24 protein-coding genes are annotated in these 26,007 nt (G+C 55.1%); 10 read left to right on the top strand and 14 right to left on the bottom strand.

Annotated elements, in window-relative coordinates; all coding sequences use genetic code 11:
- Positions 1–147: 147 nt before the first annotated feature.
- A complete protein-coding gene (locus AC22LX_RS11150; RefSeq protein WP_045391946.1) occupies positions 148–732 on the bottom strand; it encodes a cytochrome b in 585 nt (194 codons plus the stop codon).
- Positions 729–1,802, bottom strand: a complete 1,074-nt coding sequence (locus AC22LX_RS11145) for a catalase family peroxidase (RefSeq protein WP_045391945.1) — start codon at positions 1,800–1,802, stop codon at positions 729–731. Before AC22LX_RS11145 ends, AC22LX_RS11150 begins: the two co-directional genes overlap by 4 nt.
- A 503-nt stretch (positions 1,803–2,305) precedes the next feature.
- Here AC22LX_RS11145 and AC22LX_RS11140 point away from each other — a divergent pair.
- From AC22LX_RS11140 to AC22LX_RS11115, 6 genes are all read left to right on the top strand, one after another.
- Positions 2,306–3,262: a LacI family DNA-binding transcriptional regulator gene (locus AC22LX_RS11140; protein ID WP_161801926.1), complete on the top strand. Its 957-nt coding sequence runs from the start codon at positions 2,306–2,308 to the stop codon at positions 3,260–3,262.
- A 116-nt stretch (positions 3,263–3,378) separates the two neighbouring features.
- Positions 3,379–4,188, top strand: coding sequence for an inositol monophosphatase family protein (locus tag AC22LX_RS11135; RefSeq protein WP_045391941.1), 810 nt, complete (start codon positions 3,379–3,381; stop codon positions 4,186–4,188).
- A 110-nt stretch (positions 4,189–4,298) separates the two neighbouring features.
- Positions 4,299–5,657 carry an MFS transporter gene (locus tag AC22LX_RS11130; protein WP_045391939.1) on the top strand — a complete coding sequence of 453 codons (1,359 nt, stop codon included), beginning with the start codon at positions 4,299–4,301 and terminating at the stop codon, positions 5,655–5,657.
- Positions 5,658–5,682: 25 nt separating this feature from the next.
- Complete coding sequence (locus AC22LX_RS11125) at positions 5,683–6,948, top strand: histidine phosphatase family protein (protein WP_047050815.1); 1,266 nt, start codon at positions 5,683–5,685, stop codon at positions 6,946–6,948.
- A 576-nt stretch (positions 6,949–7,524) separates the two neighbouring features.
- Positions 7,525–8,040 carry a DUF2778 domain-containing protein gene (locus AC22LX_RS11120; protein ID WP_306667987.1) on the top strand — a complete coding sequence of 172 codons (516 nt, stop codon included), beginning with the start codon at positions 7,525–7,527 and terminating at the stop codon, positions 8,038–8,040.
- A 269-nt stretch (positions 8,041–8,309) separates the two neighbouring features.
- Complete coding sequence (locus tag AC22LX_RS11115; protein WP_045391933.1) at positions 8,310–8,735, top strand: hypothetical protein; 426 nt, start codon at positions 8,310–8,312, stop codon at positions 8,733–8,735.
- A 70-nt stretch (positions 8,736–8,805) separates the two neighbouring features.
- Here the strand turns inward: AC22LX_RS11115 and AC22LX_RS11110 are convergent, their stop codons facing one another.
- Both AC22LX_RS11110 and AC22LX_RS11105 read right to left on the bottom strand, forming a co-directional pair.
- Positions 8,806–9,462 (bottom strand): epoxyqueuosine reductase QueH, encoded by a 657-nt coding sequence (locus tag AC22LX_RS11110; RefSeq protein ID WP_045391931.1) that lies wholly within the window; start codon positions 9,460–9,462, stop codon positions 8,806–8,808.
- Between the two features lie 116 nt (positions 9,463–9,578).
- On the bottom strand, positions 9,579–10,685 hold the full coding sequence (locus AC22LX_RS11105) for a nickel/cobalt efflux protein RcnA (protein ID WP_049060532.1): 1,107 nt from the start codon (positions 10,683–10,685) through the stop codon (positions 9,579–9,581).
- Between the two features lie 118 nt (positions 10,686–10,803).
- Here AC22LX_RS11105 and rcnR point away from each other — a divergent pair, with 118 nt between their 5' ends.
- A complete protein-coding gene (gene rcnR / locus AC22LX_RS11100; RefSeq protein WP_015369853.1) occupies positions 10,804–11,076 on the top strand; it encodes a Ni(II)/Co(II)-binding transcriptional repressor RcnR in 273 nt (90 codons plus the stop codon).
- Positions 11,077–11,124: 48 nt separating this feature from the next.
- Here the strand turns inward: rcnR and potE are convergent, their stop codons facing one another.
- The 3 genes from potE to speFL form a co-directional block, all read right to left on the bottom strand.
- Positions 11,125–12,441: a putrescine-ornithine antiporter gene (gene potE / locus AC22LX_RS11095; RefSeq protein ID WP_045391927.1), complete on the bottom strand. Its 1,317-nt coding sequence runs from the start codon at positions 12,439–12,441 to the stop codon at positions 11,125–11,127.
- Positions 12,438–14,636, bottom strand: coding sequence for an ornithine decarboxylase SpeF (gene speF / locus AC22LX_RS11090; protein ID WP_015369855.1), 2,199 nt, complete (start codon positions 14,634–14,636; stop codon positions 12,438–12,440). The genes potE and speF overlap by 4 nt, the downstream gene beginning before the upstream one ends.
- Before the next feature lie 263 nt (positions 14,637–14,899).
- A complete protein-coding gene (speFL, locus tag AC22LX_RS11085; RefSeq protein ID WP_006819052.1) occupies positions 14,900–15,004 on the bottom strand; it encodes a leader peptide SpeFL in 105 nt (34 codons plus the stop codon).
- A gap of 548 nt (positions 15,005–15,552) precedes the next feature.
- On the opposite strand from speFL, the gene AC22LX_RS11080 reads away from it, so the two are divergent.
- The gene (locus AC22LX_RS11080) at positions 15,553–17,103 is read left to right on the top strand and encodes a peptide MFS transporter (protein WP_487333978.1); all 1,551 of its coding nucleotides are present in this window, start codon (positions 15,553–15,555) and stop codon (positions 17,101–17,103) included.
- A gap of 457 nt (positions 17,104–17,560) precedes the next feature.
- Here the strand turns inward: AC22LX_RS11080 and AC22LX_RS11075 are convergent, their stop codons facing one another.
- From AC22LX_RS11075 to AC22LX_RS11060, 4 genes are read right to left on the bottom strand one after another with little or no spacing between them, the layout of a single operon-like run.
- Positions 17,561–19,024 (bottom strand): MdtP family multidrug efflux transporter outer membrane subunit, encoded by a 1,464-nt coding sequence (locus AC22LX_RS11075; protein ID WP_396280088.1) that lies wholly within the window; start codon positions 19,022–19,024, stop codon positions 17,561–17,563.
- A 5-nt stretch (positions 19,025–19,029) separates the two neighbouring features.
- A complete protein-coding gene (locus AC22LX_RS11070; RefSeq protein WP_047078945.1) occupies positions 19,030–20,961 on the bottom strand; it encodes an FUSC family protein in 1,932 nt (643 codons plus the stop codon).
- 9 nt (positions 20,962–20,970) lie between these two features.
- On the bottom strand, positions 20,971–21,999 hold the full coding sequence (gene mdtN / locus AC22LX_RS11065; protein ID WP_049061616.1) for a multidrug transporter subunit MdtN: 1,029 nt from the start codon (positions 21,997–21,999) through the stop codon (positions 20,971–20,973).
- Positions 22,000–22,005: 6 nt separating this feature from the next.
- Positions 22,006–22,278 (bottom strand): YtcA family lipoprotein, encoded by a 273-nt coding sequence (locus AC22LX_RS11060; protein WP_015369860.1) that lies wholly within the window; start codon positions 22,276–22,278, stop codon positions 22,006–22,008.
- 275 nt (positions 22,279–22,553) lie between these two features.
- On the opposite strand from AC22LX_RS11060, the gene yjdI reads away from it, so the two are divergent.
- Together yjdI and AC22LX_RS11050 are read left to right on the top strand one after the other, a co-directional pair.
- A complete protein-coding gene (gene yjdI, locus AC22LX_RS11055) occupies positions 22,554–22,784 on the top strand; it encodes a 4Fe-4S mono-cluster protein YjdI (protein WP_015369861.1) in 231 nt (76 codons plus the stop codon).
- 11 nt (positions 22,785–22,795) lie between these two features.
- A complete protein-coding gene (locus AC22LX_RS11050; RefSeq protein ID WP_015369862.1) occupies positions 22,796–23,068 on the top strand; it encodes a GNAT family N-acetyltransferase in 273 nt (90 codons plus the stop codon).
- 37 nt (positions 23,069–23,105) lie between these two features.
- Here AC22LX_RS11050 and AC22LX_RS11045 read toward each other — a convergent pair whose 3' ends face one another.
- The 3 genes from AC22LX_RS11045 to fimG are packed head-to-tail and all read right to left on the bottom strand — an operon-like array spanning position 23,106 to position 25,997.
- Positions 23,106–24,584 carry an EAL domain-containing protein gene (locus AC22LX_RS11045; protein WP_047065316.1) on the bottom strand — a complete coding sequence of 493 codons (1,479 nt, stop codon included), beginning with the start codon at positions 24,582–24,584 and terminating at the stop codon, positions 23,106–23,108.
- The gene (locus AC22LX_RS11040; RefSeq protein ID WP_047050819.1) at positions 24,571–25,476 is read right to left on the bottom strand and encodes a fimbrial protein; all 906 of its coding nucleotides are present in this window, start codon (positions 25,474–25,476) and stop codon (positions 24,571–24,573) included. Before AC22LX_RS11040 ends, AC22LX_RS11045 begins: the two co-directional genes overlap by 14 nt.
- Before the next feature lie 17 nt (positions 25,477–25,493).
- A complete protein-coding gene (fimG, locus tag AC22LX_RS11035) occupies positions 25,494–25,997 on the bottom strand; it encodes a type 1 fimbrial minor subunit FimG (protein WP_045396563.1) in 504 nt (167 codons plus the stop codon).
- Positions 25,998–26,007: the final 10 nt, after the last annotated feature.

The following is a 26,007-nucleotide window of genomic DNA, read 5'->3' as shown; positions in this document are numbered from 1 at the left end:
CAACGCTATTGGTGATTGTGCAATAAATAACGGACGGGCTAATTTTTATAGGTGAGCGCTATAGTGAGTGGCTGCAGTGTTTTCGAATGCAAAAAATAAGGGGCAGAAGCCCCTTATTTTTACTTCAACGAACCTTGTTATTAAATTTCACCGCTTTACAGGTGGTTCACTGGACCGGCTAGCGCTTTTTGCCATGCTGGCAAACACGCCGTCGCGGAATATCCATGCGTGCACTAATGCCGCCGAGAGATGTAGCAACACCACCGCAAAGAGCAGTTTAGCTAACAGGCGATGGGCGTCGTGAAACCAGGCAAAAAGCGCCGGGCTGGTCGGGGTAATGGCCGGAAGGTTAAGTCCTTCAAACATAACAATCGGAACGCCCGCAGCCGACAGTTGCGCCCAGCCAAGCAAAGGCATTGCCAGCATCAGCGCGTACAGCGCCCAGTGTGACGCTTTTGCCGCCAGTACCTGCCAGCGTGAGAGCTCCGCAGGAAGAGGTGGCTGCCGGCTATAAAACCGGTTGGCCAGGCGGATGAGCGCCAGCAGCAAAATAGCGATCCCCAATGGCCGATGTACATCCACCAACCAAATGCGGTGGTGTAGTGAAGTCATCATGGCGGCGCCGATGAACAGCATGGCCAGGATCATGATTGCCATCAGCCAATGTAGATATCTCGCCAGAGGGTTGAAATGCTGCGGCGCGCGCTCTTGGTCAGGTTTATTCGAAATCATTTAACCTCCTGTTTTTGCACGGCTTCTGTTGCTTTGCCGTAGCCAATTTCCCGTTCGCGACGGCTCCAGGAATGCGAATAGGCGCCAGAGCGCGCATTTAAGACGGGGTCGTTAGAGACCTCTACTCCAGCAGGCACGATGGAGGGATCAAAGTTAACGTCACGGCAGGCCCCTTCGGCTTGGGCGACGAGTTGGGTGACTTTGAGCGTACCGGCGACGACCTGCTGACGATCGTTTGGCCATGGCTGAGAAGGGTCATCCACCGCGTCGCCAGGTTGGGCGAGTTGCAATACCAAATCCCAGTAAATGGGATGCTGAGAAAGCCGCTGCTGTAATTGTTCGAACAGGAAGTTATGGTCGGCTCTCTGTCGTTGTTCATCAGGGATAGAGACAAATGGATCGTGCGGCCGCATCATCCAGCGTACGGGCTGGCGCTGGCGGTCGGCGTTCACGAGATAGAAAGCGTTAATACTATAAAATGTCGCCCCGGCAAAGCCGCCTGGCGCTGGCTTTTGCGCCGCCCACTGCAAATATTTACCGGCTTCCGGGTAGTCCTGTAAAAATGCGGCGAGGCGCTGCGGATCGGGCTTACCGGTGGTCGGGTCGACGGCGGTGGCCTTTTTCATGGCAAGAAAGCCCTCCGGGTTTCGCGTGGCGAAGTAGGGCTCGTTGTTCATTGCCATGCGCCATTGCTGTTTATCGTCCGTTTTCAGTAGCAGCGCCATGCTCAGGGTTTTCGTTGAATTATCAGCCGCGTGCGGATTACCTGCGCCAATGGAGAATCGCCCTACAACGGGGGTCTCCGACTGTGAAAAGAGCCGCGCGGTGGAATAAGCAACGGCTGGAGCGGCTGGCTCGAACGTCCCGGTAAAACAGATCCCTTTACCGTGCGCCCGGCGGAACCCGGCAGGAAACGGCTTGTCTGGATCGGGGACTAATGACTGGCTGGTGGTTCGCGAGCCCAGCCAGCCTGAGGTCCAGGCGAATGCCGCCGCCGTTGCCCCGACGATGACCGCGATGGACGCCAGCGCGCGCCAGGTATTTTTGGAGCGGAAATCCAGTTTTGACATAGACGTTTCCATCGTTAAGTTTTATTTCACGTCACGCGCAATATATCGCGCGGAACACGTTTAATATCGTGAAGATATAGGGTTGTTATTAATATCTAACCGTTAACGTTATTATATTTAAGTTCTTATAACATAATGTTTATGAAATAAATTTCATAATAAAATTATTATAATTTAGTTGGTTACGTTTTTTCTTTAACCGCGCTTTTATTTCTTTATGAAGAATCATGATAATTATTATAATTGGTGCGCGAACGAAAGAAACAATATCACGAAAAGTTTATACTTCTGTTCAGTTAACGTGATAATAAAAAATGTCATTATCTGCGCCGGTTGACCGACATCACCGACCCGATTCAGGGTATAGTGAAAGCCAAAGTGTTCTCGGGACACATAGCCTTCAGCGTGACGAGGGTAATGTGTTGAGCGATACATCTATGCCTGATGGATTTCACTGAAAAATCAAAGTGATGAACGATAAAAAATGGATTAAAGCAGAAGACGTGGCGAAGCTTGCCGGCGTTTCCCGTTCAGCCGTCTCCCGCGCTTTCACGCCCGGGGCCTCGGTGTCGCCGAAAACCCGCGCCAAAGTGCAGGCCGCCGCGGAAGCTCTGGGCTACCAGGTCAATATCATCGCCCGTACAATGAACACCGGCAGCAGCAACTTTATCGGCATCATCACTTCAGGGTTCGATAACCCTTTTCGCAGTAAGCTGCTGGCGCCGCTCATCCACCAGCTGGCGCTGCATGGATTTATGCCATTGTTGATGAACGCCGATGATCCGCAGCAGTTAGCTCCTTCGCTAAAACATCTTCTCAGCTATCACGTCGCTGGCGTCATTATCACCTCCGGCGCGCCGCCGCTGGAGCTGGCTGAGGAGTATCTTGCGCGAAAAATCCCCGTTACGCTTATCAACCGTCACGCTGAACTTCCCGGCTGCGATCGCGTCAGCAGCGATAACGCGCTCGGCGGGAAACTGGCCGCTGAGCTGTTGCACGCAGGCCAGTGCCGGGACGTCGGTTTTATTGGCGAAAATCGTGACAATTTCAGCACCCGGCAGCGCTACGAGGGATTTATCCGCCATGCCAGCGGGCTGGCTGTTACGCCGCATTTCTGCGAAACGGGCGGTTATCAGTCCGGTTTTGCGGCCGCTCGCCGGCTCGCCGCGGAAAGGCCAGGATTGCAGGCGCTGTTTTGCGCCACGGATATGCTGGCGATTGGGGCGATGGATGGGCTACGAGCGGATAATCCAGCAGCCGTCCTGCCGGCAATTATTGGCTTCGACGATATTCCCCAGGCGGAGTGGCAGCCTTATCAACTTACCACTATCCAGCAGGATACCACGCAGTTGGCTTATCACGCGGTGGAGATGCTGGTCAGCCGGATCGCCAAATTCAATCAACCTTCACGTCACCGTGAAGTTGCTGTGAAATTAATAATTCGTAATAGCGCTAAATGAAAAATTCATTTTATGATGAATCGATCACAGAATTATCGCTAAAATCCATCCACACTCACTGCGCTCTTCGGGGCTTTTTTAAATAAAATTGCACACGTGTGCAAAAGGAGTAAATAATGACATCACTGGATTCCTCTGCGCTACAGGCCCGCTATCGCCTGGCCTGTGAGCTGGCGAAAGCGGGTGCCGAGCTGGCTTTCGAATACTATCAGCAGCGCGAGGCGCTGGCAGTAGAGCATAAGGGCAATGATCTACAGGACGTGGTGAGCGTGGCCGATAAACGCGTAGAAGCCTTTGTTAAACAGCGCATTACTGACGCGTTTGCGGAGGATGGTTTTCTCGGCGAAGAGAGCGGTACGCAGATGCCGGACGCCAGGGTTCTGTGGGTGGTTGATCCCATTGATGGCACCAGCTGTTTTTTAAATGGGCTGCATACCTGGTGCTTGTCGCTGGCGATCGTCGTTGACGGCGAGCCGGTGGTTGGCGTCGTCTACGATCCCAACCATCGTGAACTGTTCCACGCGCTACGGGGTCATGGCGCCTGGCTCAATGAGACGCCAATCCGCCCACATTCCGCAGCAACGGTCAAAGAAGGGGTGATGGGCGTCGGAACGTCGCATCGGGTGACGCCGGCGGAATTCCTGCCTTTTCTTGACGCGCTGCTCAGCGATGGCGGCATGTTCATCCGCAATGGCTCCGGCGCGTTGATGAGCGCATGGGCGGCCGCCGGGCGACTGATTGGCTACTATGAACCGCACATGAATCCGTGGGATGCCTTACCCGGTCTGGTTTTGATGCGCGAAGCCGGGGGAGTCGCCAACGACTTTCTGGCGCAAGAGGGGATTCGTCACGGCAACCCTCTGCTGCTGGCCAGCCAAACGCTGTATCCCCAACTACAAAAGATGATCCTTCAACCATTACATTAACCCTTACAGGTTCGGGCTGTTTCTGATTATGTACCCTACACAGTAACGATAACGACCCTCACGGACGAAACACATCAATCAGTCAAGCCTCCGACCGTCGGAGAAACTATATGTCTGGAATTATTCATTTTTTCCGGGCGTCGCCGCCGCAAGCGGGCGCCGCGTTTGATGAAAAACGTTTTCGCCGGGTACGTTGGCAAACGTTTATTGCCATGACCCTGGCCTACGTGACGTTCTACGTCTGCCGCTTATCGTTCACCGTGGCGAAAAGCGCACTGGTGGAATTAGGCATTACCCCAACGGAGTTGGGGATGATTGGCTCGACGCTATTCTTTAGCTACGCCATCGGCAAACTGGTCAACGGTTTTATCGCCGATCATGCCAACGTGGTGCGCTACATGAGCCTTGGGCTATTGCTCAGCGCCGGGATGAACCTGCTGATGGGCATGACCACCAACGCCATGCTGCTGGCTATCTTTTGGGGGATCAACGGCTGGGCGCAGTCGATGGGCGTTGGCCCTTGTGCGGTTTCGCTGGCGCGCTGGTACGGCTTTAAAGAGCGGGGAACGTTTTACGCCATCTGGTCGACGGCGCATAACATCGGCGAGGCCATGACCTACATGGTGATCGCCGCGGTGATCGCGGGTTTTGGCTGGCAAATGGGCTACCTCTCCACGGCTGCGCTCGGCGCCGCTGGCGTGGTGCTGTTGCTGCTGTTTATGCGCGATTCGCCACAGAGCAGCGGCTTTCCCTCCATTAACGTGATTCGTGATGAACCGCAGGAAGAGACTGAAGCGCGGGGATCGGTGTTCAAAAACCAACTGCTGGCGTTGCGTAACCCGGCGCTGTGGACGCTGGCGCTGGCATCGGCATTTATGTATATCGACCGTTATGCGGTGAACTCTTGGGGGATCTTCTTTCTGGAGCAGGATAAAGCTTATTCCACCCTTGAGGCCTCAGGCATCATCGGCGTTAACGCGATCGCCGGTATCGCCGGGACCATCATCGCCGGCATGCTCTCTGACCGCTTTTTCCCGCGCAATCGCAGCGTCATGGCCGGATTTATCAGCCTGCTCAACACCGCGGGTTTCGCCTTAATGCTCTGGTCGCCGCATAATTACTACACCGACATCCTGGCGATGATCGTCTTCGGCGCGACCATCGGCGCGTTAACCTGTTTCCTCGGAGGGTTGATCGCCGTCGATATCTCTTCACGCAAAGCGGCGGGGGCGGCGCTGGGAACCATTGGCATCGCCAGCTATGCCGGGGCGGGGTTGGGTGAATTTCTGACCGGGATGATTATCGATAAAACCGCGATCCTCGAAAACGGGAAAACGATTTATGATTTCAGCACGCTGGCGTTGTTCTGGATAGGCACCGGATTGGGTTCCGCGTTACTCTGTTTTACCACCGCCGCCATCGTCGCCCGACGCCATGCCGTCGAACGGCAGACTTCATTCTCCTCATAACCTATTAATCGATAAGGAAGATTTTATGATGCCTGCAAGACATCAGGGCTTTTTACGCCTGTTTATCGCCTGTGCGCTACCGCTGCTGGCGATGCAATCCGCCGTCGCGGCGAACTGGCAACTGGAAAAAGTGGTGGAGTTAAGCCGCCACGGCATTCGTCCGCCAACGCCCGGCAATCGTGAAGCTATTGAAGCCGCGACCCAGCGTCCATGGACCGAATGGACCACCCACGATGGGGAACTGACCGGACATGGCTATGCGGCGGTCGCCAATAAAGGGCGCGCGGAAGGGCAGCATTATCGCCAGCTTGGCCTGCTGCAAGGGCAGTGTCCGAGCGCGGAGGATATTTATGTTCGCGCCAGCCCGCTACAGCGTACCCGGGCAACCGCTCAGGCGCTGGTGGATGGAGCATTTCCCGGCTGCGGCGTGGCGATTCATTATGTCAGCGGTGATGCCGACCCACTGTTCCAGACCGATAAATTTACGGCTACGCAAACCGATCCCGCCCGCCAGCTGGCGGAAGTGAAGGCGAAAGCCGGCGATCTGGCGAAGCGTCGGCAGGCGCTGGCGCCGACGATCCAGTTATTAAAAGCCGCGGTTTGCCAACAGGATAAACCGTGCCCCATTTTTGATAAGCCCTGGCAGGTGGAGCAAAACCAAAGCGGTAAAACCACCATTAGCGGACTGAGCGTGATGGCCAATATGGTTGAAACGCTGCGTCTGGGCTGGAGTGAAAACCTGCCCTTAAGCCAGTTGGCATGGGGGAAGATTACCCGCGCCAGCCAGATCACAGCCATTCTGCCGCTGTTAACGGAAAACTACGATCTCAGTAATGATGTGCTGTACACCGCGCAAAAGCGCGGCTCGGTGCTGCTCAACGCGATGCTGGACGCAGTGAAAGCGGACGCCACGCCTAACGTACGCTGGCTGCTGCTGGTGGCCCATGACACCAATATCGCGATGGTGCGCACGCTGATGAATTTTAGCTGGCAGCTGCCCGGTTACAGCCGGGGCAATATTCCGCCGGGTAGCAGTCTGGTGATAGAGCGCTGGCGCAACAGCAAAAACGGCGAACGTTATCTGCGCGTCTATTTCCAGGCGCAAAGCCTGGACGACCTGCGACGCCTGCAGATGCCGGATCGTCAGCACCCGATGCTGCAACAGGAGTGGCGTCAGCCTGATTGCCAGCAAACCAGCGTGGGCACGTTATGCCCATATCAATCCGCGCTGGAGGCCTTAGGAAAACAGAACGATAAAAGCGCGGTACCGCCGGTGAATATGGTTCTTTAATCAGCGCAAACGCCATAATCCTTAGCGGAAATAGAAGGAGTATGGCGTATTGCTTAAAAGCGTTAGTGATTCGAGTAATAATTCCAGAGATATTGGTTTAATGGACGCATGGCACTAATTTACTGAGAGGAAAAATAAGCAAGCCTTCTCTGAGTTTTGTTACGTCTTTATGTAATATGCCTTTGTTTTTTGGAATTTTTAGGAAAACATTTAGGTGAGCTAAGATTGTTCACAACTCAGGAGTTGGTTACCATTTAACTTCTCAAGGTAGTGCTCTGTAATAGTATAGATATTTACTTTAAAGAGTGGGGGTTAACACTTCAATTAATAACTTATTGAAGATGTTGATAATAGTTATGTCTATCTGGATAGTAATATTTTATTCAGGAAAGAGGCGTAACTCCATTCAGACTACTTAAAGTACGGGGGGAGTGCACTCAGTAAAATCAGGGGATGCCTTTTAATTTATGTGAAGGTGGTTTTTTTATAATTATCGACAGGGAATGATATTTATGTCGATACACATAAAGAAATTTTTAACGAATTACTAAAGGGAATTTTATGCAAATATGTAGAATGGATTATAATGAAGTATCTTCTGATGGAAGACGGCTCAAACTACATGTATATGGTGTTGGTGTATTTCCAGTCTTTTCTGGTGTAGAACCAGTAACCAACATTGCAGAGTGTGCTTTTAAAAGGAACGCGGCTTTACCGGTTGGTACATATTGGATTGTTGATGCACCTCTGGGGAGCTTTGCTAATCGAGTTGAAAGAGCAATAAAGGACTTTAAAAACGGCACCAATCATGATGAATGGTTTGGTTTGTTTAGCTCAACAACGATGAGTGATCAACTTTTTGTTAATGGGATCGATAGAGGCTCTTTCCGGTTGCACCCACTTCGCCCAAATGGTAGAGGTGAATCTTGGGGGTGTATTACCTTCTATAATATTCCTGATTTTCAGTTAGTAAGAAGAGCATTGCTCAGATATAGAAAAGTCAGGGTTCCCGGAGGGAAAGGTTTAATGGCATATGGACGTATCGATGTAACAGGGCGGACAGACTATGCGTCATGTAAAATTAATCCCTAACGTATTCATTGGGATCCTTTGTTTTATAGTATCTTTCTTCATCGTTCTCTTCCCGTTGGGTGGGCTGTTAGATTATTTATCCCGGACTAGCAACGATTTCTTGAACAGCACCGGTTTGGGGTTTGCCGATGGGGATGCCGACCCCTCTTTCTTGTGGGTTTTGCTGACGTTGATGATGATTGTGACCGTGGCGTTGATGTTGGCCATTCAGAAGATAAGAAGCAGAAAAGCGGAGAGTCGCCGGTAACGGTAATCGGCAGGCATTAAATATGCGATTGAGAACGGCTATTAAATGGTTACATGGTCTGCTCACGACCATACTCCTGATGATGGTTATCGGTTTCATGACATCAACTCCCGGAAGCGAACAGCGTTCTGAGGATAAAGTTATTACATCACAACAATTGGATAGCCATACCTGGCTTTATGTCACCGGTTTTAGCGGTGGTGGGGCAACAGTAGCAGATACTTATCGCTACTACCTTACCGGTAAGATTGAAGGTAATGCTGCGACCGATCTGGCAAAACGGATTCCGTTCCTTATTGCTGCGGGTAGTGGCGCAAACGTCAGCGTAGAGGGAGAGGTAATAAATATCAGCTATAGCGGACGCGTTTTTTCATTCAGTAATTCGATTGTTTATGAATATAAGGGAAAAACATTCAGGCCGCAGGTGAGTTTTCAGGCCCGAAATTAGGAAGGCAACGATCTCATTAAAAGGAGCTCTCCTGGCCCGTTATTTATCCACATCATTCCCTTTCCTTCAGCTACTCACCTTCATCGCCATAATAGAGCTTGCCGATCTTAATTAGCGGACGGCCCTGGGATTTTCGGTGCAGATTACTGTCGCGCAGCGAGTAGACGCAGCCGCAGTACTCCTGCTGGTAAAAGCGCTCGCGCTTGCTGATATCGATCATCCGCGAGGATCCGCCCTGTTTGCGCCAGTTGTAATCCCAGTAGACCATGTCTGGATAATGTCCGGCGGCGCGCTCGCCGCAGTCGTTGATTTGCTGCATGTTCTTCCAGCGTGAAATTCCCAGCGAACTGCTGATAACGCTGAAGCCGTGCTCGTAGGCATAAAGCGCGGTGCGTTCGAAGCGCATATCAAAGCACATCGTGCAGCGCACGCCGCGCTCGGGTTCCCATTCCATCCCCCTGGCCCGCGCGAACCAGTTATCGGTGTCATAATCGGCATCGATAAACGGCACACCGTGTTTGTGCGCAAAACGAATATTCTCTTCCTTGCGGATTTCATACTCTTTCTGCGGGTGAATGTTGGGGTTATAGAAGAAAATGGTGTAGTCGATACCGGAAGCCTGAATCGCCTCCATCACTTCCCCGGAGCAGGGGGCGCAGCAGGAGTGGAGCAGCAGTTTATCGGCTCCGTTGGGCAACGTCAGCTGTGGGCGCTGGAACTCGGACATCAAGTCATTCCTGAAGTAAATACATCCAGCGGCAACTGTAGCACGTTGAATGGCTGCTATCCTTCCCCAGAAATGTCAGGCCGCGCAACCTCACGCGGCGCTGAATTCATCTCAAATTAACCTCTCACGCCGAGATAGCCGTGGATCGCCATATAGATCCCCACCGCGCCGATTAGCACGCTGGAAAAGTAAGGGGCCCGGCGGGCGAGCGTGTTAAAACCACTCCAGCGTTTAGCCACCTGGCGAACGCTTACCGCCGCGCCAACGCCGACGGTGACCAGCGTCAGCGCCAGGCCGATGCTGAAAGAGAGGACCAGCGTCGCACCTAAGGTCAGGGCTTTGAGCTGGATGCAGATAAGCAGTACGGTGATCGCCGCCGGGCAGGGGATCAATCCGCCGGTCAGGCCGAACAGTAAGATCTGCCAGTTAGTGACCTCCCGTCCGTCGAAACGACGTTGAATATCGTTCGCATGGGCCCGCTCGTGGGCGTCCTGATAGGCCTGACTTCCTTCCTCAAGGCCGTCCAGTTCATGATGATGATGTTCATGAAACGCCAGATCATAATCGTGGGTATGGCGCTGGTGGCCGAGCGTCAGGCGGACGTTAAAGTCATGCGGTTCCGGGATGGTCTGCGCGGATTCTAAATAATCGCCTCTATCAACAAAGGAGAACATCTGCGCGAAGCTGCTCCCGCTGCGCCGTGTCGCCAGTGAGACATCGCCAGCCGCCCATCGGTTGCCACTTAGCGTGCGTATGCGCCAGCGCGGCGGTTGTTCTTCTTCGAAGATAGAAAGCGCGATTTGACCGTGGCCGGTGTCGACGATCTGCGTTTCATCATCATGATGATGCGTATCCCGATCCTGCATGGCCTGCAGCCAGTTACGTTCACCGCGCCAGGTGCGCCAGAACATCCATATTGCGGTACCGAGAATGATGAACGCGGAAACCAGCTGCAGCCAGGGTTCAGCCGCTTCGGCGGTGAATTTCTGGCTAAAATACATGCCGCCAAAGGCGATCAGCCAGACGATGGCGGTATGCGAAAGGGTCGCGGCGAGGCCCAGCATTACCGCCTGACGTACCGTGCCTTTAATGGCGATGATGAATGCCGCCATCATGGTCTTTGAATGGCCTGGCTCCAGGCCGTGTAGCGCGCCTAACAGAATGGCGCTGGGAATGAAAAACCAGGCATTGCCCTGCTGAAGTAAAGGTAAGAATTCGTCCATAAGAAAAGAGTAGGTTGTCGTTGGTGAACGGGATTCTACTCCCCCCCAGTATAAGATACTACCCCCCAGTAGATTACAAACCTATAATTGAGGCATTGAGTTCGCTAGTGAGGTTAACGTGTCGCATACGATTCGGGATAAAAAGAAGCTGCAGGCCAGAGCCAGCAAGATTGAAGGGCAGGTGAGCGCGCTGAAAAAGATGCTGGATGAGCCGCACGAATGCGCCGCCGTGCTGCAGCAAATTGCCGCTATTCGGGGAGCGGTAAACGGACTAATGCGTGAAGTGATCAAGGGCCATCTGACGGAACATATCGTTCATGAAGGCGATGAAGTGAAACGTGAAGAAGATTTGGACGTGGTGCTGAAGGTGCTGGATTCCTATATCAAATAGCGGCCACGAAGAGTACCGGCGGCGACAGACGCGCCGCCGGCTTCAGCATTAGCTGTGTTTGTTTTTCATCTCAAAACGCGGTGATACCAGGCCGTACAGCGTCCAGCCCATAAAGGTCACGATCGCGCCGTAGAGCATCGCCTCTTCGCCGGAGGAGTACAGGGCATAGAAGCTGTACACCGCGCCGATAAAGGCTATCACGTTGGTGGAACGCGCTTTGCCGGGATCGACCTTGGCCATTTTCTGGATAATCGCCAGCGCGGCCATCGACAGAATGTACGGGATGATGTTAGTCACCACCGCCAGGTTAACCAGCACGTTGAACTGATTGCTCAACGACGGGCTAATGGTCATCAGCGACAAGCCGGTTTGCAGGATAACGATGGTTAACATCCCCTGAATCGGCGCGCCGGAAGCCGAGACGCGGGAGAAGATTTTCGGGAAGTAGCCTTCGTCAGACGATGATTTAAAGACCTGCGCGATGGTGAACTGCCAGCCGAGCAGCGAACCGCAGCAGGACATCACCATCAGCCCCATAATCACTTTCCCTACGCCAGGCGTGAACATCTGAGCAAACGCCAGGCCAAACGGCGCCGTGGAGTTAGCCAGATCCATGTTCGGCACGATCCCGGCGATGACGTTGGTCGAAACGATATAGATAACCGCCGCGCCGAGGGTACCGCCGAGTACGGCGATCGGCACGTTACGTTCCGGGTTTTCGACCACATCGGTGTTGGCGCAAGCGGATTCCAGACCGAGGAAGGCCCACAGCGTCATGGCGATTGACGAACCAACGGCGCCGAAGAACGGTACGTGGTGCGGGTTCCAGGACTCGACGTACATCGTCGGGCTAAACCAGAACCAGCCGATAACGCACAGGCCGACAACCGGAATGATGACCCCCCATACGGTGATGCTACTGATCTGGCCGGTAATGCGTGCGCCGCCGAAGTTGGCTACGGTACAGATCCACAGCACCCCGATAGTCGCCAGGCCAATCTGCACCGGCGACAGGGTGGCGCCGAACAGCTCGGTGCCGTAACCCACCGCGGAGATAGCGATGGCGACGTTGGCGATCAGCAGCGAGACGCCATAGGTATAGTTGGCCATAAAGTTGCCAGACTTGCCGAACGCGTACTCGGCGTAACCGCCCATCCCGCCTGATTTACGGCTAAACATCCCGCATTTGGCGAAGGCCCACGCCAGCGCCATCGATCCTACCGCCGTCACCAGCCAGGAGATGATGGAGATAGTCCCCACCTCCGCCAGCTTGGTGGGCAGCATGATGATACCGGAGCCCATCATGTTGACCATGGTTAAGATGGTGAGCTGTACCACTCCCATCTTGTTACTGGATTTGCTCATACAGTTTCCCCTTTCAGCAGCGCGCTTTGTTTCTCGCTTTCCGCGATGACATAGCACCAGACCTGTTTACGGCCATCGTGCTCCTGGATATAAACCCCCTGCAGTTCCGGCGCGAAGCCCGGCAGCAGGTTGATCCCTTCTTCCAGAGCGGTGAAGTACTGCAGCACCGCGCCGCCCCAGACTTCGCCCGGGACTACGCACAGCACTCCCGGCGGGTAAGGCAGGGCGCCTTCCGCGGCCACGCGGCCTTCGGCTTGCGGCAACGGCACCAGATCGACCTGGCCGCGCAGATAGGCGTAGTTAGCCTCTTGCGGGTTCATCACCACGCGCGGGAAGTGATCTTTACGGAACATCTCTTTTTGCAGCTGTTTGACGTTGTGGCGGGCATACAGGTCATGCATTTCCTGGCACAGCTGGCGCAGGGTATAACCGGCATAACGCTCTTTGTGCTGGCTGTAGATAGACGGCAGAACCTCCTGTAGCGGCGCATCGGCGTCGAGCAGCTTATCGAAGCGCGCCAGCAGGGCGACCAGCTGCTGCAGTTTGGCCATATCTTCCGCCGGGGTCAGCAGGAACAGAATGGAGTTAAGGTCGCATTTTTCCGGTACCACGCCGTTTTCACGCAGGAAGTTGGCGAGAATGGTGGCCGGTACGCCGAAGGCGTCATATTCGCCGCTGGCGGTATTGATACCCGGCGTGGTCAGCAGGAGTTTGCACGGATCGACGAAGTACTGATGCTCGGCATAACCGTCAAAGGCATGCCAGCGTTCGCCTGGACCAAACTCGAAGAAGCGCAGGTCAACGGCGATTTGCGCGGTTTCATATGACTGCCACGGTTTGCCATCGACCATTTTGGGTACGAACGGACGGATGTGCTTGCAGCTTTCAAGGATCAGCTTACGCGCCTTGATACCGTTCATGACGCAGTCCATCCACATGTTGCGGCCGCTCTCGCCTTCATGCATTTTGGCGTTGATATCCAGCGCGGCAAACAGCGGATAGAACGGGCTGGTGGAGGCGTGCATCATAAAGGCGTTATTCAGACGCTTGTGCGGAACATAGCGTTGTTGACCTTTGATATGGCTGTCTTTTTTATGGATTTGCGAGGTCTGGGAGAAACCGGCCTGCTGTTTGTGCACCGACTGGGTCACCAGAATGCCCGGATCGTTTTCATTCAGCTCCAGCAGCAGCGGCGAACAATCAGCCATCATCGGAATGAACTGTTCATAGCCGACCCACGCGGAGTCAAACAGGATGTAATCGCACAGATGACCAATTTTATCGACTACCTGACGAGCGTTATAAATGGTGCCGTCGTAGGTACCTAACTGGATCACCGCCAGGCGGAACGGACGGGCATCCTGTTTCCGATTCGGCGCCACTTCCCCAACCAGCTCGCGCAGATAGCGTTCTTCGAAACAGTGGGCGTCGATACCGCCGATAAAACCGTACGGGTTACGCGCGGTTTCCAGATAGACCGGTGTCGCCCCGGCCTGCAGCAGCGCGCCGTGGTGGTTGGATTTATGGTTGTTACGGTCGAACAGTACCAGGTCGCCCGGGGTCAGCAGCGCGTTGAGCACCACTTTATTAGAAGAGGAGGTGCCGTTGAGCACGAAATAGGTCTTATCGGCATTAAAGACTTTTGCCGCATGCTGCTGGGCAATGCATGGCGCCCCTTCGTGGATCAGCAGGTCGCCCATGGCGACGTCGGCGTTGCACAGGTCGGAGCGGAACAGCGTCTCGCCGAAATACTCGACGAACTGATTACCGGCCGGGTGACGACGGAAGAATTCGCCGCCCTGATGCCCCGGGCAGTCAAAAGCGCTGTTGCCCTGTTTGACGTAATCGACCAGCGCGCTAAAAAATGGCGGACGCAGCTCGGTTTCATATTTATGCGCAGCGGCTTCCAGCTGGCGGCCGTAGAAGTCGTTGCGGGTTTCGTCGTGTTCAAATACCCCCTGCACCGAAGCCATATATTCGGCCGGGACAACCTCTTCTTTATTAATAGCGATAAATACCGGGATGTTATAGCCAGTGGCCTTTAACTCATCGAGTTTACCGCATTCGATATCTTCCAGAGTTAATACTACCGCGGCCACATCAATAAAGTTGGTTTCGCTAGTATTGACAATATTACGCTGGGTAGAAAAACAGTTTGGACATGTACGGCTAACGGCAATTTTTAAATCAGTCATTGTTATCTCTTTATTTTCAGATAATAGCAGGCCCTCAATTTCTCAAATGAGAAATTGATTACGCCGGACAAAAGGTAATAGTCTGCCGCTGATATAATAAATATCAGTAGAGTACCTTTTGAGATGCAATAAACCCTACCAGTCCGGTGGCTGGTAAATAGCAGGATTTATTAGGGCGAGCGCGGTTAGCTACAGGCGAGTGCCTGTATTAACAACAAAAGATGCAGGAAGACCTGTATGCTGAAGCGCCCGTAGTCGGAAGACTACCGGGCATTAAAGAAATGAAAATCGAAGCTGTTACGGTGAGCAAACATCATAATATGCGTTGTCCGCCTTATGTGTGGCATCATCCTGTTATTGTTTTCCATGATATACACCTTTCAAATGATTGACTGAAGGTATGGCATATTCTATATCCGGCTTAGACTTAATCTGTGACGCCGATCACTAATAGCCTCTCATTATGATATCAATGGCTGGTATTTTGATCTTATCCAACATTATTCACTGGTTTGTTGCCTTTGTGTAAATATATTGTGTTGCAATGTGGTTAAAAAGAATAATGACCGGTTAATCATTGCGTTATTTCAGCCATATGACGGAATTATGTCGTATACTCGGGACTTTCTGACTTCTACCCTCTTAACATTATGTTTATTAAGGATTAAGAGGTTCCTGTAGTACGAAAAAATGCTGTCAATCATTATCCCTTTGTTGCCAACATAAAATCTGGGAAAAGAGAGCCTGGTCGAGTTTTCATCTAAAAGATATCGCCCAGGGGCTAGACAAAACCACCATCTGGTTATCAAATGGTTAAATAAAATTAACGCCTGTGTGAACTATAGGCAGGTAGAAAAAATGGTCAATACGCTTTTCGGCATGACTAAGCGCTAAGATCGCCTTATTGGGAGAAGTTATGCATTCCTCTGTTAACAAAAATGAAAGCCGGACCTTCTTTGGTCACCCTTACCCTCTGGGTTCATTGTTCTTCACCGAAATGTGGGAGCGATTCTCGTTTTATGGCATTCGTCCGTTACTGATCCTGTTCATGGCGGCCACCGTCTATGACGGCGGTATGGGCTTAGCCCGTGAGAACGCGTCGGCCATCGTCGGCATCTTCGCGGGCGCCATGTATCTGGCGGCGCTGCCGGGCGGCTGGTTGGCGGACAACTGGCTCGGCCAGCAGAAAGCGGTGTGGTACGGCTCGATTCTGATCGCGCTGGGCCATCTGTCGATTGCGCTGTCAGCGTTTATGGGCAACAACCTGTTCTTTATTGGGCTGATGTTTATCGTGCTCGGTTCCGGCCTGTTTAAAACCTGTATCTCGGTGATGGTCGGTACGCTGTATAAGAAAGGCGATAGCCGTCGCGATGGCGGTTTCTCGCTGTTCTATATGGGTATCAATATGGGATCGTTTATCGCGCCGCTGATTTCCGGCTGGCTGATTAAATCCCACGGCTGGCACTGGGGCTTCGGCATCGGTGGTATCGGTATGCTGGTGGCGCTGGTGATTTTCCGCCTTTTCGCGGTCCCGGCGATGAAACGCTACGACAGCGAAGTGGGTCTCGACTCTACCTGGAATAGTCCTGTCGCGAAGAAAAACGGCGTTGGCGCCTGGCTGCTGGCGCTGGCGGTCGGCGTGGCGGTGGTGATTACGCTGATTGCTCAAGGGGGGATAGTCATTAACCCGGTGGCGGTCGCTAGCATGCTGGTGTACGTGATTGCCGCGTCGGTGGTGCTCTATTTCATCTACCTGTTTGTTTTTGCGGGTCTCAACCGTAAAGAGCGCGCGCGTCTGCTGGTCTGCTTTATTCTGCTGGTTTCCGCCGCCTTCTTCTGGTCAGCCTTCGAGCAGAAACCGACTTCGTTTAACCTGTTTGCTAACGACTACACTAACCGCATGATCGGCGATTTCGAAATCCCGGCGGTGTGGTTCCAGTCGATTAACGCCCTGTTTATCATCCTGCTGGCGCCGGTATTTAGCTGGGCGTGGCCGGCAATGGCGCGTAAAAACGTGCGTCCGAGCAGCATTACCAAGTTTGTTATCGGGATTCTGTGCGCGGCGGCGGGCTTCGGCCTGATGATGCTGGCGGCGCAGAACGTGCTGAGCAACGGCGGCGCCGGCGTATCGCCGCTGTGGCTGGTGGGTAGCATTCTGATGTTGACGCTGGGCGAACTGTGTCTGAGCCCAATCGGCCTGGCGACCATGACTCTGCTGGCGCCGGAAAGAATGCGCGGCCAGATGATGGGGCTGTGGTTCTGCGCCAGCGCGCTGGGTAACCTGGCGGCGGGCCTGATTGGCGGTCACGTGAAGGCCGACCAGCTGGATATGCTGCCGGATCTGTTTGCCCGCTGCTCGACGGCGCTGCTGATCTGCGCCGCGGTATTGTGCGTGCTGATTGTGCCGGTGCGCCGTATGCTGGAGAACAGCAAATCCGCAGAGCAAAAACCGGCGACCAATGCCTGATTGCGCAAGCGGTCAATGAAAAGCCGGCGCTGAGCGCCGGCTTTTTTATTGTAAGCAAAGTATGGAAACGGTAGCCCGGATAAGGCGTAAGCCGCTATCCGGGGATTTCCCTGCTCGCGCTGCGCTTAGCAGGGCTACGGTTCTGCGAAACCCACCGCCGCTGGCCTTCATCAGAAAGGTAGCCCGGATAAGGCGTAAGCCGCTATCCGGGGATTTCCCTGCTTGCGCTGCGCTTAGCAGGGCTACGGTTCTGCGCAACCCACACCTGGGGGCCTTCATCAGAACGGTAGCCCGGATAAGGCGTAAGCCGCATCCGGGGATTTCCCTGCTTGCGCTGTGCTTAGCAGGGCTACGGTTCTGCGCAACCCTCCGCCGCTGGCCTTCATCAGAACGGTAGCCCGGATAAGGCGTAAGCCGCTATCCGGGGATTTCCCTGCTTGCGCTGCGCTTAGCAGGGCTACGGTTCTACGGAATCCACCGCCGGGCCGCGGTAATCGCCGCCGAGGGCTTTAATCAACGTGATATCGGTGCTAAGACGCTGGGCCTGGATATCCAGCAATAACAGCTGCTGGGCGATGGCCGGTCGCCGCGCTTCTTGTGCGGCATAGCGGCTTAACAGGCCGCGCTGGTGATGGGCGCTGGCGCTGCGGGTGGTGGCCATCGCCGCCGTCACCTTCAGCTCCTGCAGCGCCACCTGCTGGTTGAGATCGTTAAGCTGACTGGAGCTTATCGCCACATCCCGCACCGCATCCAGCACCGCCTGGTTGTACTGCTTAATCAGGATATTGCTCGCCGTACGTACCGACTTCAGATTGGCGTTCAGGCGTCCGCCATCGAATATCGGCAGATACAGCCCCGGCAGCAGGTTAATCTGCTGGAAGGACGACTTAAACAGATCGCCGACGCTCAGCGCGTTATATCCCCAGAAGGCTTTAATATCAAAATGCGGATAAAAGGCCGCTTTCGCCGCATCTACCTGGCTCATTGAGGCGGTTACATAACCGCGCAGGGCCTGCAGATCCGGGCGACGCGCCAGCAATTCGAAGGAGAGTGAATCCGGCAGCGTTTCCTGCAACGCCGGCAGGGCGACCGGGTGGATCTCCGGCATACTCTGCGCGTCGGCGCCAATCAGCGCCCGCAACGTTTCGCGGTACTGGGTTAGCGTGCCGCGGGCGGTAATCACCTGCTGCTGCGCGCCCAGCAGTTCCGCCTGCGCATTGGCGATATCGACGCTATCCTCCACGCCGCGCTGGGTGCGGTGTTCATGCGCCTGCACCGACAACCGGGCAATTTCTTCTAGCTGCTGCAGCAGAACTATCTTCTGGAAGGTGGCCTGCATGGCGAAGTACAGCTGCGCCACGCTGCTGGCAAGGTCCAGTTCGATACCGGCGGTTTCCGCCTGGCGAGCGTTCTTTTCGCCAATAGCTGCCGCGACGCGAGCCCGGTCGGCGCCCCATAAATCGATATTCAGCGTCGCGCCAACGCCCACGGTATTGAGCGTGTACCACGGGCCGTTTTTATCCACCGGCAGAGAATAGGAGTAGGGCCAGCTAAAGGATTTATCGGTTATACGCATCCGGTTCTGCGCCGCCACGGCGGTCGCCTGCACGCCCATTGCCGACTGCGCCAGCTCGACGGTGGATTGTGACTGTGAGATGCGCAGCCGCGCCGCCTGCATGGTCGGCGAATTTTGCAGCGCGCGGTTTACCAGCATGTTGAGCTGGGGATCGTGATACCCCTCCCACCAGCGGGCCGCCGGCCAGCCGCTATTCGCCAGGTGGATCACCTGTGCCAGCTGCGCCTGTTGCGGATTAACGATCGGCACTTCGCCAGGATCGTCCTGAATCAGCGCGCATCCCGTTAACAGGCTGATGGCGAAGGCCAGCGGTGAGTAGCGCAGAAAACGTGCTGCGGCGTCCATTTTTATCATGACGGTTCTGCCTGTCGCGTAAATTCAGAAGGTTTGTCTGACCAGTCCGGCAGGGTGGTCAGTAAAGCCGCCAGCGGTTCGCCGAACGGATTAGCCGGATCGACAACCAGCGGCGCAACGGGTGTCGTCGGCTGTTGACGTTCAATATCATCGGCATACGTCTGTAACTGTTCGGCGCAGCGGCTTAAGAAGGGGTCTCCCGGCGCGGCATACAGCCGGTAGCCCTCGCTCAGGCGTACTATCTCCTGCGCCTGCTGCCAGGTGGCTTTGCTCGGCCAGGATTTCGCCTGCGGCCACGGATGCGCAAAAGTGCCCAGCGGCTCGGCGGCGACCCGATGCATCAGCGTTTCGCTGGTGGTCAGCGCCTGGAACAGCGGCACCATCTGCGGCTTATCATCTTTCGCGCGCAGGAAGTCGGCTATCTGGCGATAAAGTTGCGCCAGCCGCGATTTCAGCTGCGGCGCTTCGCTATCCGGCCACAGGTAAAGATGGACGATCGATGAGACCAGTACGCCGAGCAAAATACCGATGACCCGGTCGCGCAGTTCGGTCAGGTTGGTCAGTGGCCCAAACCAGCTGAGGAAGGCCAGCGAGAAGGTAAAGCCGATTTGGATCCCGGCGTAGGCAATACGCTCTGACCCGGCGGCAATCCACGCCGAGAGCGCCATTACCGGCAGAACCATCGCCAGCAGGCCGACGATAGACTCGGTCCACGGTTGTACAAAGACGATCAACAATAGCGCCAGCAGCGTAGCGAGCAGCGCGCCGCCGATACGCAGCCAGGTTTTTTGCATCGTCGCTCCCAGCCCCGGCTGGGCGACAATCACGCAGCTCAGCATAATGGTGTGGATGCCCTGCCAGTCGGCGGCGGTATAGAAGACGTAGCACAACAGCGTCGCCAGCAGGGTTTTCAGGGCGAAATGCAGATAAGCGGGATTGCGCCAGGCATCCGGCAGCAGCAGCGGCGACTTCTCGGCTTCGCCCTGCGGCAGGTCGATGCTTTCACCGCGCGCCAGCTTCGCCAGCACATCGGCCATCTCTTGTAAAATCAGCGTATTGGCGCCGCGATCATCAATGACCGGCGCGGAGAATGAAAACGGCGTACCCTCGTTCATCGACGGCGCCAGCGCCTGTAGGGCGGCGGCGATCTGCTGGCGCGCCGCGGCGTGGTCATCGCCCGGTTGCAGCAGCGCCGCGAGGTGATAGCAGCGCAGGGTGGCCGCCATCAGCGCCTGCCAGCGCGGCGGATCGGCGGCAATTTCCGGCGCCGCAAAGCGCGCCTGCTTAAACAATCCTTGCAACTGATTAAAACGCCCGGCGATCTCTTTGAAGGTCGGCGGCGCGGCGTTCTGCGTCAGTACGTCGGCGACCTGCCGCTGCATCACCACCAGCTGAGCGCGGAATTGATAGCCGGGAAAGGCCTGGCGAAAGCAGGCGTTGACCAGGAGCGTGACCAGCGTTGCGGTATTGATCGCCACCCAAAGCCACAGCAGCAGGCGCACCAGAACTTCACTTTGGCTGGTCATCGACGGGAAGGTCTGGGCATAAATCACCGCCAGCGCCACCACGAAAAACGCCAGTCCGAGTTTGCCCAGCACGCGCATCAGATACATCGCGCCAAAGAACAGGCATACCGAAGCGACCAGGCGAATCAGCGGGAAATCATAGGTCCACTTGATGATCAGCAGCACCAGCCCCAGCGCCACGCTGATGGTGACAAAAAACAGGACGCTGCCCAGCTTAATCATCAGGATGTTCGGCTGACTGACGTAAAACACCACGATCAGCGCCACGGCGAGAAACGGGATCTGCAGGGTCATAAACAGGGTGATCAGCACCGCGCAGCTCAGCGTCAGGCGCAGGGTATAGTTGGCCCGCCCCGGCGCGTCGGCGAGCTCCCGTTGCAGAAACAACCAGAAATTATGCATGCCGGACCCTTATTTCGCCTGCAGCACGGCGCTGGCGGAGGCGCCCATACGGAACAGTTCCGGGTCGGGATTTTTCACCGCGATTTTGACCGGGAAGCGCTGCGACACATGTACCCAGTTGATGCTCTTCTGAATTACCGGCAGCCCGCCAATGACGCTACCGCCCTCCGGCAGTACGCCTGAACCAACGGAATCGACGACGCCGTCAAAGGGGCGGCTGTGGTTAGTCATCACCGTCACGGTTGCCGGCACGCCCGGCCGAACGTTTTGCAGATCGGTTTCGCGGAAGTTCGCAATCACATACCAGTGGTCGTTATCCAGCAGCGTGAAGACCGGTTTCAGAGCGGAAGCATATTGTCCGACGGTGGTTTTCAGGGCGATGACTACGCCGTTAAACGGCGCACGGACTTCGGTGAACTCCAGGTGCAGTTCCGCCAGGGCGATTTGCGCGACGATCCCGGCGCGCTGCGCGACCATCGCATCGACGCCGGTGATCGCGGCATCAGCCTGTTTGGCCTGCAGCAGCGTGGCTTCCAGTTCGGCGCGGGCGGCTTTTTCCGCTGTGCGCGCCTGATCGAGATCCTCCTGCGCGGCGAATCCCTGCGGCACCAGCGGTTCCAGGCGGATACGGGTCGAGGTGGTCTGTTTCACCAGCGCCTTCGCCCGCTCTACCGCGGCGCTCACCGACTGAGCGTTATACTGCTGGGCTTTAATGGTGCGCTGGGTCAGCATAATCTGCGCATCAAGCGCCGCCAGCCGTGATTTGGCATCCTCCAGCATCGCCTGATAGGGGCGCGGATCGATGCGGAACAGCAGATCGCCTTTCTGCACCCGCTGATTATCACGGATCGGCATCTCAACGATTCGCCCGCTGACTTCCGGCACTACGTCGATGGTGTCGGCGTAGACGTAGGCGTCGTTGGTTTCCGGCGAAGTCTGTAACTGCCAGATAACTACGATCAGCGCCACAATGGCGGCGAGGACGAGAGCCAACAAGGGCCATTTTTTCCGTAAAACGCTTGGGCTGGATTGAGTCATAGGTATTTAATGTGCGAAAAGAAGAAACCACAGAATAGTGGCAAATAGAAACATTAACGCCAGGTAACTTAATACCAGCGGGGAAAAGCGCGCCTGCCAGCCTTTACGGGCAATCAGGATATGGCAAGGGATCAGCAGTAATGCGCCGCCTAAAAAGCAGAAGAACCAGCCGGGAAATGCTGCGCCTAATACCGGTATGGCGGGGGATAAAGAGCAACCGGAGACCGCCAAAAGAAGTAATAACAATGCCGGGCGCGCCCGTTTTACAATTTGCTTCAAAGGAAGATACCTGAATGTTCATGCCATTGAACAATTGAGTTTATTCGTTGCAAATCAAATAAACCCTCAATACACCGCCTAAATTATAGCGCTGATGGTTTGCTTAGCCGAGTTATGGTTATCCTCTGATAATAGTTTAATTTCGCGTAGGTATTAAAAAGTCGCTTTATCATTAGCGAAATAATTGAAATAGGGCGTTTCTCATTTCTCCATAGTCAGCGGCTATGCCGCGAGCTATTCTTAGGTAAGTACAATAAAAATACTGAGGCAATGTCATGGATAAGGAACTACTGGAAGCGGGCTACCGGGCCTATACCGGCGAGAAGATAGATGTCTATTTCAATACCGATATCTGTCAGCACTCGGGTAACTGCGTGCGCGGCAGCGCGAAGCTGTTCAATCTGAAACGTAAACCGTGGATCATCCCCGATCAGGTGGATGTGGCGACGGTGGTCAAAGTGATCGATACCTGTCCCAGCGGCGCATTGAAGTATCGCCACAAATAAGCGAGGAAATGATGGAAATTCTGGAAGGTCACAACAAGTTCTACGTGAATGACGCCGAGGGAAACCAGGTGGCGGAAATTGTCTTTGTTCCAACCGGTGAACATCTGAGCATTATTGAGCATACCGATGTCGATCCCAGCCTGAAAGGCCAGGGCGTCGGTAAACAGCTGGTCGCGAAAGTGGTCGAGAAAATGCGCCAGGAACAGCGCAAAATCATTCCGCTGTGCCCGTTTGCCAAACACGAATTCGATAACACCCGCGAGTACGACGATATTCGCGCCTGAAATACGGCGCCAGCTGTGGCTGGCGCTGCTCCGCGATTTACCCGGCTAACCGGCAGGTGGCATGATCCGGTAAAAATCGCTGAATGATCTCTCCCAGATGTTCGCGAGTGACCGGCGGTGAGAACAGATACCCCTGGAAACGATCGACCCCCAGCGCTTTTAGCTGATTAAATTTCTCCAGACTATCCACTCCCTCGGCGATGCAGCGGCTCTGCGTCAGCTGGCAGTAGTAGACCAGGCTTTTAATCAGCACCAGCGCGTGCGGGTCGCGCTGAAAATCATTGACGATACTCATATCCAGCTTGTAGCCGCTAAAACGCGCCGTGCGCACAGGGAACATGACGCTGCTGTGCGAGAAGCAGTCGTCGAGAAAGATGCGAAAGCCCTGCTGCTGAATATTGCTCATATTCGCCACCGCTTTTCCTTGCTGCTGTAAATCAACGGTTTCAGCAAATTCCAGCACCAGTCGGTCGGCCCACAGTGGGTTCTGTAGCTGTTGCCAGGCGGTTTCCATCATGCGGGCAAGATTATCGTGATGGGCAATGCAGGGAGGGATATTGACCGAAAAATAGAACTCGCCCTGATAGCGATTGATATTCTGCACCGCTTCCTGCAGGACAAAGGCGGTCAGTAATAGCCAGGCGTATTCGGAGCGGATATGCGGGAGAAACTCGCCCGGCGGCAATACCACGCCATCTTTGCGCCAGCGCGATAATATCTCGATGCCCTGCAGGCGTAAGCGGTCATCAACAATCGGCTGAAAGACCGGAAAGATCTGCCGGCTGTGAATGGCGTGGATAAACTCACGTTCGAAGGGGGTCAGCGCGGTCATGCCCTGACCAGCTACGCGTTTGCTTCGGCTGCCCGGAAACCGGCTCGCCAGATGCGGATGATACTCCACCATCTTGTTTAGTCCTGAGGTTCTTTGGTTGTAGAGCGTTTTCTGACTGACGCCGCGGATCTGCGCCTGACTGGTGATGCTGTGGCCATACAGCAGGGCGAGGGTGGCGTTAAGTTCGATTTTGCTTAAGCCCGACGGCGGTTTGCCGCGCGCCAGCGCCTCGATGGCCGAAAGCTGTTGCAGGCCGGGGTAGCCGACCAGGCCGCCTTTCAACAATGCCGCCAGACGGCGGCACGGTAGATCGGAGGAGATTGCCTGCACGGCGGCCAGCAGGCGGCGGTCGCCAACCTGGTGCAGTAAGGTTTGCCACAGCCACGGCGCCGGACTGCGGCTTAAGATCACCATGGGCAAAGGTCGTTTGGCCTGGGTGAGTAACCAGGCGGCTTCGCGCAGGACGAACAGTAGCCACCAGGGATCGTCGGGCAGAAAAACCACAATTTGCCGGACGTCGGCTGGCGCAGATATCGACAGCATGCTCTGCACCCGCGGCTGTAGCCACACCGGATGGCGGCAACCGTCGTCGACCATTCGGGCTAATCCCGCCGCCGCCATGGCGCAGGGCGACAGGATGTAATCCGTTGTCGCCTGCGGGGTATCGGCTTTACTGGTAGACAAACGTCACCCCAATAATCGACTGGACGTTACCCGCCGTCACCTGACCGCTGGTGCGCGCATAGGTAGCGGTCAGACCGAGATTAACCGGTGAAGTGCCGACCGTTCCCAATGAAACATTGCTGTTGGCCGGAACGACGCTACCGTTGCGCGTCATCTGGACGCCAATACCCTGCGCCGGCGAAGCGGAAGCGGTATTGGTGAAAATGGAGTTGGCGCTATCGGCGGTGGTGCCGGAAAGGTAATAGCCAAGATTCTGGTTCTGCGCGCAGTGGACGGTGACCGGCACCGCCATCGAGCCCGGATAATCGGGTAACGTCACGGTCACATCGCGGGCGGAGACATCGCAACCGCCGGTCGGCACAACGACGTCGTTATTGGCGTAAATATTCCACACGAACTGGAAGGAGTCGCTGTTGTAGTTGTTGGTTTGATGCAGGATCAACACGGCAATCAGCGATCCGGCGGTAATCGCCACCCCGCCCGCAGTGCTGACCGGAGTCAGATAGAGTACGGTCGGCCAGGGTTTATCGGTAGTCGAATCGTAGATCACCCGCGAAGTTTCCGTGGTGGTCGGGAACGGATAAGAGGTACCGTTATATTTTACGGTACCGGAAAAGCTCGACAGCACGCCGCCGTAGGCGGATCCGCGCTGTAGCGTCACATAGTCGGTAATCCTTTGCGGATAGTCATTATGACAAAAAATCTGCGTCGACAGGTCAACCACCAGGTTTTGTCCAACGTTCACTGCTGGCGTCAGGTTGACATATACGTTGGCCGAGCCGCCGCCTATAGGAATAGTTGCGCCGGCTGCGGTTTTGCAGGCGAAGGACCAGGCGTTAATCGACCAGCCCATCAGCAGCAGGGTGGTAAACAGAGCGATAACTTTTCTCATAAACAAACTCTCCTGACTCAGGCGTAGGTATAGGTGACGCTAATCACCGCCTGAATGGTTCCCTGGGTGGCGCCGCCGTTAACCGACAGGGCCCGGACCTGCAGCGGAAAACGCGCCGACTGCGAGCTATCGTCGACCTGAACCGACTTTTGCGCCCCGTTATTGAGCGTGGTGCCGCTGTCGTCCTGTAGTTCGAGCTGGATGTTGCCCGCGGTACCCTGATTCTTGTAATAACCGGTGCTGTCCGCGGTGCCGCTAAAGGTGGCGACGACGCGCGATGTACCGACCGGACAATTGCTTAAATCCAGCGCGGTGCTGTGCCACGCTGAAGCGGAACCTGCCGACACCAGGCTGAAGGTATATAGATCGCCGAGGTCAACATTGGCGTTGGTGGTGGAGACCGTACACGGCTTGGCCACCACTTTGCCGTTCACCGTGATGGTGATGTCGGCGGCCTGTAGCGGGGTAATGTTTAACGCCAGCGCGCCTGCCAGAAGCCATCCTGCGTAGTGTGCTTTCATCTCAGCCTCC

This window comes from Klebsiella sp. PK01 (assembly GCF_057624675.1).
This window is presented reverse-complemented; position numbering and strand designations above follow the sequence as displayed.